Source organism: Flavobacterium sp. (assembly GCF_046155325.1).
Classification (GTDB): domain Bacteria; phylum Bacteroidota; class Bacteroidia; order Flavobacteriales; family Flavobacteriaceae; genus Flavobacterium.
Window position 1 is genome coordinate 1 of the sequence record NZ_JBJXDQ010000149.1, and the last position, 9,595, is coordinate 9,595.

9 protein-coding genes and 1 pseudogene are annotated in these 9,595 nt (G+C 32.1%); 5 read left to right on the top strand and 5 right to left on the bottom strand.

Annotation, left to right across the window (positions count from 1 at the left end; genetic code table 11):
• The 4 genes and pseudogenes from ACKVOD_RS10160 to ACKVOD_RS10175 all read right to left on the bottom strand — a co-directional run.
• Positions 1-809: pseudogene (locus tag ACKVOD_RS10160) on the bottom strand (phospho-sugar mutase); the annotation flags it as partial.
• Between the two features lie 5 nt (positions 810-814).
• Positions 815-1,306: an ORF6N domain-containing protein gene (locus ACKVOD_RS10165; protein WP_409209359.1), complete on the bottom strand. Its 492-nt coding sequence runs from the start codon at positions 1,304-1,306 to the stop codon at positions 815-817.
• Positions 1,307-1,408: 102 nt separating this feature from the next.
• A complete protein-coding gene (locus tag ACKVOD_RS10170; protein WP_409209360.1) occupies positions 1,409-2,362 on the bottom strand; it encodes a glycosyltransferase family 2 protein in 954 nt (317 codons plus the stop codon).
• Positions 2,362-2,907, bottom strand: coding sequence for a DUF4199 domain-containing protein (locus ACKVOD_RS10175; protein ID WP_409209361.1), 546 nt, complete (start codon positions 2,905-2,907; stop codon positions 2,362-2,364). Before ACKVOD_RS10175 ends, ACKVOD_RS10170 begins: the two co-directional genes overlap by 1 nt.
• A gap of 241 nt (positions 2,908-3,148) precedes the next feature.
• On the opposite strand from ACKVOD_RS10175, the gene ACKVOD_RS10180 reads away from it, so the two are divergent.
• From ACKVOD_RS10180 to mtaB, 3 genes are all read left to right on the top strand, one after another.
• Complete coding sequence (locus ACKVOD_RS10180) at positions 3,149-3,400, top strand: type B 50S ribosomal protein L31 (protein ID WP_409209362.1); 252 nt, start codon at positions 3,149-3,151, stop codon at positions 3,398-3,400.
• A 126-nt stretch (positions 3,401-3,526) separates the two neighbouring features.
• Positions 3,527-4,702, top strand: a complete 1,176-nt coding sequence (locus ACKVOD_RS10185) for a GlmU family protein (RefSeq protein ID WP_409209363.1) — start codon at positions 3,527-3,529, stop codon at positions 4,700-4,702.
• Between the two features lie 156 nt (positions 4,703-4,858).
• On the top strand, positions 4,859-6,196 hold the full coding sequence (gene mtaB / locus ACKVOD_RS10190) for a tRNA (N(6)-L-threonylcarbamoyladenosine(37)-C(2))-methylthiotransferase MtaB (protein WP_409209364.1): 1,338 nt from the start codon (positions 4,859-4,861) through the stop codon (positions 6,194-6,196).
• Here the strand turns inward: mtaB and ACKVOD_RS10195 are convergent.
• Positions 6,193-7,017, bottom strand: coding sequence for a DUF6929 family protein (locus ACKVOD_RS10195; RefSeq protein ID WP_409209365.1), 825 nt, complete (start codon positions 7,015-7,017; stop codon positions 6,193-6,195). The two genes, mtaB and ACKVOD_RS10195, sit on opposite strands and share 4 nt — an antisense overlap.
• Before the next feature lie 122 nt (positions 7,018-7,139).
• On the opposite strand from ACKVOD_RS10195, the gene ACKVOD_RS10200 reads away from it, so the two are divergent.
• Both ACKVOD_RS10200 and ACKVOD_RS10205 read left to right on the top strand, forming a co-directional pair.
• Positions 7,140-8,504, top strand: coding sequence for an MATE family efflux transporter (locus ACKVOD_RS10200; protein WP_409209366.1), 1,365 nt, complete (start codon positions 7,140-7,142; stop codon positions 8,502-8,504).
• A gap of 37 nt (positions 8,505-8,541) precedes the next feature.
• Positions 8,542-9,450, top strand: a complete 909-nt coding sequence (locus ACKVOD_RS10205; protein ID WP_409209367.1) for a prohibitin family protein — start codon at positions 8,542-8,544, stop codon at positions 9,448-9,450.
• Positions 9,451-9,595: the final 145 nt, after the last annotated feature.

The window sequence follows — 9,595 nt, forward strand, 5'->3', positions numbered from 1 at the left end:
GTTGGAAAATCACCATTTGGTACTCTTTGTTCTTCAACGATATGTACATTATTATACCCAGCTGCTACAAATGTTTCAGGCATTACAGTAATTGATGTTCCGTGCAAAGAGGTAAAAACAATGTTCAAATTATCTTTTGCTTCTTGAGGTGTTTTAAAACTAGCGTTCTCGACTGTCGATTTTATAAAAGCTTGGTCAATTTCAGCATCGATATAATGAATTAAATCTTCATTAGTATCAAATTTAATTTGATTGTAGTTAAGATTTTCGATGGTATTGATTATAGCATCATCTTCAGGCGGAACGATTTGTCCTCCATCTTCCCAATACACTTTGTATCCATTGTATTCAGGTGGATTATGAGATGCTGTCAAGACAATTCCGCATTGGCAACCCAAATATTTTAAGGCAAAAGACAATTCAGGTGTTGGTCTTAAATCCGAAAATAAATACACTTCAATATTATTTGCTGAGAATACATCAGCAACAACTTTAGCTAGACTTTTGCTATTATGGCGACAGTCAAAAGCAATAACGGCTTTCAAAGCTTGGTTTGGAAAAGCAATATGTAAGTAATCCGAAAGTCCTTGAGTGCTTTTACCTAATGTGTATTTGTTGATTCTATTGTTTCCTGCTCCCATAATCCCTCGCATTCCACCTGTACCAAATTCTAAGTTTTTATAAAAACTCTCTTCCAGCTCTTTGGGTGAACCTGATAATAAATCTTTAACTGAATCTTGTGTTGTAGCATCAAAAGTTGGTGTAAGCCATTCATTTACTGCGTCTAAAATGTTTTGCTTGATTTCCATTTATATTATTTTTTATATTCTATTTTTTCTCTTTCTACGTTGTTTTTTGAAGTAGTATCTTTGTCGACAAGATAATTTAAGGCTTTGTAAATATCGGGAAATTGATTTTCTATTTCCTCAATTCTTTCTTTTAGTTCATTGTAAGTCAACGAAAATTGTCTAAAAGTTACAAATGCTCTAATAATTGAAATGTTTACTTCGATAGCTTTTTCACTATTTAGCACACTAGAAAGCATTGCAATTCCTTGTTCTGTAAAAGCAAAAGGCATATATCGCAAGCCACCATAACTTGAGGACGAAAATTTCGTCCTCAAGTTTGTAAATTCCATTTCAGTAAGTTCAAACATAAAATCTTCGGGAAAACGATTTATGTTTCTTCTTACGGAAGCTTTAAGTCTTTTGTTTTCAAGATTATACAATAAAGCCAAGTCAAAGTCAAGCATTACTTTGCAACCCCGAATTTCAAATATTTTATTTTGAATAACTTCTATTTCCATGGCTTTTTACTGTTCGAGGACGCAAATTTTGTCCTCAAGTTTTCTTGTTTTGAGGTCACAAATTTGACCTCAAAATTAATGGTATCAGAATTTGTGATACCATTAATTTATTTCTTTAAAAATTTTGTACCGCTCCTCATTATTCTTAGTTCTTAAAATGATTTCCCCAAGAAAACCAGCCAAAAAAAATTGTGTTCCAATAATCATGGTGGTTAATGAAATATAAAACCAAGGGTTGTTCGTTACTAAATCGTACTGCAGACCATGATATAATTTGTATAATTTCATAAATCCTATGAACCCTGCAGAAAACAAACCAATAATAAACATTAAAGAACCCAAAGCTCCAAACAAATGCATCGGTCTTTTTCCAAATTTTGACAAGAACCAAATGGTAATTAAATCCAGAAAACCATTGATGAAACGTTCCATTCCAAATTTAGTTTCGCCGTATTTTCTAGCTTGATGTTGAACTACCTTTTCGCCAATTTTACCAAAACCTGCATTTTTAGCCAAAACGGGAATGTACCGGTGCATTTCGCCAGAAACCTCAATATTTTTTATAACTAGATTTTTGTAAGCCTTCAATCCGCAATTAAAATCATTTAATTCCACACCCGAAGTTTTTCTAGCTGCCCAATTGAAAAGTTTGGAAGGCATGTTTTTTGAAACCATAGAATCATAACGTTTCTTTTTCCAGCCGGAAACTAAATCAAAGTCTTGCGTTATAATCATATTGTATAATCCAGGAATTTCTTCTGGACTATCCTGTAAATCAGCGTCCATGGTAATAATAACATCACCTTGTGCTTTTGCAAAACCAGCATGTAAAGCCTGTGATTTTCCATAATTTTTCATAAAACGTATGCCTTTGACAGCAGTGTTTTTAGATGCTAAATCTTCAATAATTGTCCAAGAATCATCCGTGCTTCCGTCATCTATAAATATAATTTCATAGGAATAATTATTAGATTTCATCACTGAAACAATCCAAGAATAAAGTTCTTTTAGGGATTCCTTTTCGTTAAGAAGGGGTATTACAATTGATAAATTCATTAAATGTTAGAGTTAAGATTTTTCGTTTTTACAAATGCACCTATAATGAGGGAATAGATTAACCCAAAAAACGAATACATAGCCAATGTTACAGGAAAAACTATAAACGGATTCATGAATTTTTTTATCATTGTCATTCCTGCTTCTAATTGTTCAACAGTCAAATTGGGGGTTTTTGAAATCATTGCTTCTTTTGAAATTTCTATCATTTCATTTACAAAATCAGGAAATACGATGTTAAAAATTACATTAAAAGCAGCATATATTATGGAAGCTACAAAAGTGATGGAAATTCCAACTTTTAGACATTCGCTTAAAGTAATATTTCCATTATTAATATTGTTTTTATAATTATTACAACCTAAAAATATAAACAATAATGGAAGGATTAAATAATTTGCACTATTTACAATCAAGCCGGCACTTGAATTTACCAAGGATTTCATTCCAATTACATACATAATTACAAACTCCAAAACCATAATTAGTCCAAATAAAAAACCTAATAAAAGTCCAGATTTTGCAGGTGATGTTTTTTTTATCATAAATGTTAAAATTATTAATCTACAAATATAACAATTCCCAATATATTCATGGATAAAAATTGTTTTTTACGATTATATAAAAAAAGGCATGTAAACATTTGAATATTAAAAAATAAGTGTAAATTTGCATTCTGAAATAAAAATAAGATATTTAAACACAAAGAGTTGTTGCATTTACACCTTTTTCAAAATAAAGAAAAAGCCGCAAAATTAAAACGCTCAAAAAATTAAAATAAAAAAGATGAAAAAAGGAATTCACCCAGAAAATTACAGATTAGTAGCTTTTAAGGATATGTCAAATGAAGATGTTTTTATTACTAAATCTACTGCAGATTCAAAAGAAAAAATAACTGTTGACGGTGTTGAATATCCAGTTTTAAAAATGGAGATTTCTAGAACATCACACCCTTTTTATACAGGTAAATCTAAACTTATTGATACTGCAGGACGTATTGATAAATTCAAAACTAAATATGCTAAGCACGGTAAATAATATTTATCAGCTTATAAATAATATGAAACTCTCCAAATTTGGAGAGTTTTTTTATGAAATAAACTTTGTAACTTTGAATCTCTAAAGTACGGACAAGGCGCGACTTGTCTTTAACAAAAATATACAATGAATTATATACTTTTCGATGGACCAGAAAGAAATGCTTTGTTGCCTTTTACCTTTACAAGACCTGTAGCCGATATTCGCATTGGGATATTGACTATTCGTGAAAAATGGGAAATGCGTTTAGGATCTACAACTACTACAATCACTGAGGAATATCTCTCAGAGAAATTTCCAATGGTAGAAATGGAGGAGAATGTAATGATTAATGCCTCTTTTTTGCCAAATTCAATATTGGCAGAAATGATTAAAAATTTAACATCAAATCAAGCGATTTTTAAAAACGAAGATATTATTGCTTTTTTTACTCATGAAAACCAAGAAGAAGTAGATTTTGACACTTATGATATCATTCAATTTGATGGAGATTGCTTGAGAGTAGAACATACCTGGGATATTTTTGCGAAAAATGATACAGCTATACGAGAGGATTTTGAATTGTTGACTGAAGATAGAAAATCACAGCCCATTCCTAAAAGTGTCAATACGATTGCAAAAGAAAACATATTCATTGAAGAAGGAGCAAAGCTAGAATTTGTGACTTTGAATGCCTCAACGGGACCAATCTACATTGGAAAAAATGCTGAAATCATGGAAGGTTCCGTAATCCGTGGTCCTTTTGCATTGTGTGAATCAGGAAGAGTAAAATTAGCTTCAAAAGTCTATGGAGCAACAACTGTTGGTCCGCATTCAGTTATCGGAGGCGAAGTTAATAATTCAGTGTTATTTGGGTATTCAAATAAAGGACACGACGGATTTTTAGGCAATTCAGTTCTTGGTGAATGGTGTAATATTGGTGCGGATAGTAACAATTCAAATCTTAAAAACAACTACGAAGAAGTACGTTTGTGGAGTTATGAAACCGAAAGTTTTGCCAAAACGGGGCTTCAGTTTTGTGGATTAATGATGGGAGATCACAGCAAATGCGGTATAAACACCATGTTTAATACGGGTACAGTTGTTGGCGTAAGCGCTAATATTTTTGGTGCTGGATTTCCACGCAACTTTGTGCCTAGCTTTTCTTGGGGAGGCGCTTCTGGGTTTACTACTTATCTTACTAATAAAGCTTTTGAAACTGCAAAAAAAGTAATGGAGCGCCGTAATGTTGAGTTTATGGAAGAAGATGCCAAAATCTTAGAGCAGGTTTTTGAAGTAACTAAAAAATGGAGGAAAGAATAAACTTCATTTAAGTTTTTATAAAACCATTATGAGCAATAAGAGAATTAAGCAAAATCTCAATGTAACTTAATGTTCTTAATGGTTTTATATTTTAATTTTTTGCCTAAATTTGCCCACTCAATTTTTTGACAACGATTTCATCAATTGAGACAACTTATGGAACAAAAAAAGAAAGTCGCCTTTTATACTTTAGGGTGCAAACTCAATTTCTCAGAGACTTCAACTATTGCCCGAAGTTTTCAGGATGAAGGTTTTGACCGCGTCGATTTTGAAGAAGTTGCCGATATGTATGTCATCAATACATGTTCCGTAACCGAAAACGCCGACAAACAATTCAAGCAAGTAGTTCGAAAAGCAATGAAACTCAATGACAAAGCATTTGTTGCTGCTGTGGGCTGTTATGCCCAATTAAAACCTGAAGAGTTAGCTGCTGTTGATGGTGTTGATTTAGTTCTTGGTGCTACCGAAAAATTTAAAATTACCGATTATATTAATGATTTAACCAAAAACGATAGGGGCGAGGTGCATTCTTGTGAGATTTCCGAAGCCGATTTCTATGTAGGAAGTTATTCCATTGGTGACAGAACCCGTGCTTTCTTGAAAGTGCAAGATGGTTGCGATTACAAATGTACTTATTGCACGATTCCGTTAGCAAGGGGGATTTCAAGAAGCGATGAATTGGAAAATGTTTTGAAAAATGCCAAAGAAATTTCAGCACAAGGGATCAAAGAAATTGTTTTGACGGGTGTAAATATTGGCGATTACGGAAAAGGAGAATTTGGCAACAAGAAACACGAACATACTTTTCTGGAATTAGTTCATGAATTGGATAAAGTGGAAGGAATCGAAAGATTGCGAATATCTTCTATAGAACCCAATTTATTAAAAAATGAAACCATAGAATTCGTTTCTAAAAGTCGCACTTTTGTGCCTCATTTTCATATTCCATTACAATCGGGAAGTAACGAAATCCTGAAGTTGATGAAGCGCCGTTATCTTCGAGAAGTCTATACGGAACGAGTTAATAAGATTCGTGAAGTAATGCCTGATGCTTGTATTGGTGTGGATGTAATTGTTGGTTTTCCTGGCGAAACAGACGAACATTTTCTTGAAACCTACCATTTTCTAAATGAAATGGATATTTCATACTTACACGTTTTTACCTATTCGGAACGTGATAATACCGAAGCTGCTGAAATGCAAGGCATTGTTCCTGCTAATGTTCGGGCTAAACGTAGCAAAATGTTACGCGGATTATCGGTAAAAAAACGTCGTGCTTTTTATGAAAGTCAGATAGGAACCAATAGAACGGTATTATTCGAAAGCGAAAATAAAGAAGGCTACATTCACGGCTTTACGGAGAACTATGTTCGAGTAAAAACGCCTTGGAATCCAGAATTAGCGAATACTTTACACAAAATCAATTTGACTAAAATTGACGAGGAAGGAAGTGTAAGGATTGAGTTTTTTGAAAAGTCAGTTGTGTTAAACTAATTTAATACTAATTCAAGCTCATAAATAATAGTAGATTTGGTGACGCTGTCATTATCTTCACAGAGTAAAAATCTAATTGAGTGATCAGTAATTTCATAAAGTGTCAAGCCTTCAAATTTTTGAGAATCAGATATTTTTTGGATAAAATCAATTTCAAAAGTTTCCGAATCAATTCTGCCAATAATACTTCCTGAAATTTCGCCATCATTATATGTGGATAAGGTGTTTTCGGCTGCCGCCAAAAAGTAAAATTTGTCTTCTACTAAAATGACATCTGTAAATGTAGAATTAACTCCTTCGATTTTTGGAAGTTCAAATGGGTAAAAGTCAATAGAATGTTTATCGTTATTGTCAATACTAAAAACTCCATTTTTTGAATTTTCGCTATTGCCCCTTTGAAATAAATACCATTTTACCGGACCAAAACAAACACCCTCAATATTTAAATCATCATCAGAAATGGAACTTTTGTGTTTTAGTCTTTCATAAAATTCAGATAGTTTTTTTTCTTTTATTTCTTTTATTTCAAGATTATAAGTAAGCCGTTTTTCTCTATTTGATTTAGAACCAGAAGTAAATATATAAAGTTTGTTTTCTTTTAAGGCAATAGCTTCAAAGTCAAGTTTGTATTTTTTAGGGATATTTTCTTGGGCATTATCGATCAAAGGAATTTTTATTAATTTTTTTTCTAAAACTGAATATTCATATAAGTAAGTGCTGTTGTCTGAAATTAAATATAAGGTATTGTCTTTTAAAACAAGTCCAGATGCGGCGCTTACTCCGTTGATTTTAAATGCCGATTTGATGTTGAAACTTGCCATATGTTTATTTTTATATAATCTAACTAGAAGTAATTAATCTTTATATATACCAAAATTTAATTTATGTACCCAACTTCAACAAAATTATTTTACTCTACCTTTGCAAACCAAAAATAGACAAATTGAATTTATCACACTATACTAAAGAGTTTTCTTATAATTTAAAATTAGCTTATCCTGTTATGTTAGGAATGCTTGGGCACACTTTAATAGGTGTTGTTGATAATTTTATGGTAGGTAATCTTGGCTCAACAGAGTTGGCTGCGGTTTCATTAGGCAATAGCTTTATATTTATTGGAATGGCCATAGGGATTGGTTTTTCTACAGCTATAACCCCTTTAGTTGCAGAAGCCGATGCTGAAAAAGAGGATAAAAAAATTCGATCCCTTTTTCATCATGGACTATTATTGTGTGCTATTTTAGGAATTGCTGTTTTTATTTTGATTGTATTATCAAAACCTATAATGTTATTGATGAATCAGCCCCAAGCAGTTGTCGATTTGGCTTCTCCATATATTGATTGGGTTGCTTTTTCTTTAATTCCGGTTATTATTTTTCAGGGATACAAGCAATTTGCCGATGGATTATCACAAACTAAATATTCTATGTATGCTATTTATTTAGCAAATATCGTACATATTTTTTTTAATTATGTGTTGATTTATGGTGTTTGGGGATTTCCTAAAATGGGAATTCTCGGAGCTGCTCTAGGAACGGTATTTTCTAGAATTATGATGGTGGTATTTATTCATTTTTTATTAAGGAAAAATAAACTTTTTAAAAGATATTTTAAAAATTTCAGTTTTGAAGAAATTAAAAAATCGATACTCAGAAAAATAATCAATTTAGGTTTTCCTTCTGCCATGCAAATGTTGTTTGAAGTTACTTTGTTTACAGCCGCAATATGGCTTTCTGGTACTTTGGGTAAAAATAGTCAGGCTGCCAATCAAATTGCGTTAACATTGGCCTCATCTACTTTTATGGTAGCGATGGGATTTAGTGTTGCTGCAATGATTCGAGTTAGTAATTCTAAAGGAATGAAAGACTATAAACAATTGATAACTGTAGCACGATCTATTTTTTTGTTAACCATTTTTGTTGAGATTTTTTTCGGGATTGTATTCGTAGTTTTTCATAATTTTTTGCCTCATTTGTTTTTAAATATGTCCGATGTTTCACAAAGTGTCGACAACGAAGAAATAATTACTATTGCTTCCAAGTTATTTTTAGTAGCAGCAGTATTTCAAATTTCGGATGGGATTCAAGTAGTTGTTCTTGGGGCATTAAGAGGATTGCAAGACGTGAAAATACCAATGTATATAACTTTTGTAGCGTATTGGATTATTGGTTTTCCAATTTCATACTATTTAGGAAAACACACTAATTTGGGAGCAGTTGGAATTTGGATAGGGCTTTTGGCGGGATTATCGGCAGCAGCTATATTTTTGTATATTCGTTTTGCAAGATTAACCTTGAAATTAAAATAATATCTCTTATCTTTATTCATAATTTAAATTAAATACTATGATACTATTTATAATTATTGGAATTGTTTTATTGATCGTAAGTTTCACATTAAAAAGTAATGTGAGCAATCCTTTTTCGAAATTTTCGAATTTACTAAGGGCTATTGGAGTTATAGTAATTGCTTTAGGTGTTTTTTCTTCGATGTTCAAACAAATCGATGCGGGTAAGGTTGGGGTTAAATCCCTTTACGGAAGTGTTGAAACGGACGTTTTAGAGAGCGGTTTGCATTTGATTAATCCACTTTTAGATGTTACTAATTTTGACATTCAAACCCAAAATTACACCATGTCTGCCATTCATGGCGAAGGAGCTCTTGAAGGGGATGATGCCATTCGAGTATTGTCGAATGATGGACTAGAAGTTGTTATCGATTTGACTGTTTTGTATCGAGTAATTCCGAACGAAGCTCCTAAAATTTTCAAGCAAATTGGGGTAAATTATATCGATAAAATTGTCCGTCCAGTAACTAGGACTCGTATTCGTGACAACGCTGTTTATTATGATGCTATTGCATTGTATTCAACCAAAAGAAGCGAATTTCAACTACGTATTTTTAAAACTATTGAAACCGATTTTAAAAACAGAGGTTTGGTTTTAGAACAATTATTAATCAGAAATATTAATCTTCCTAGTTCTGTAAAGACGACTATCGAAAGTAAAATTAATGCCGAACAAGATGCTCAGAAAATGACTTTTGTACTTCAAAAAGAAAAACAAGAAGCCGAAAGAAAACGTGTAGAAGCCCAAGGTATAGCCGATTATCAACGAATTATTTCTTCGGGACTAACAGATAAACAATTGCAATACGAACAAATAAAAGCTCAAAAAGAAATTGCAACATCTCCGAACACCAAAATAATTTTTATGGGAAAAGGGAATGCGCCAGTTATTTTATCTGACAAATAATTTTAAAAAGACAAATCGATAATAGACGGATAGATGATAGGCTTGTAAAAGTTAAAATATATTTTTGTCCATTATCTATTTGTCTATCATCTAACATCTAAAAAAAAATGGAATTACCAAAATTTTTACTAGGCGACAACACCGA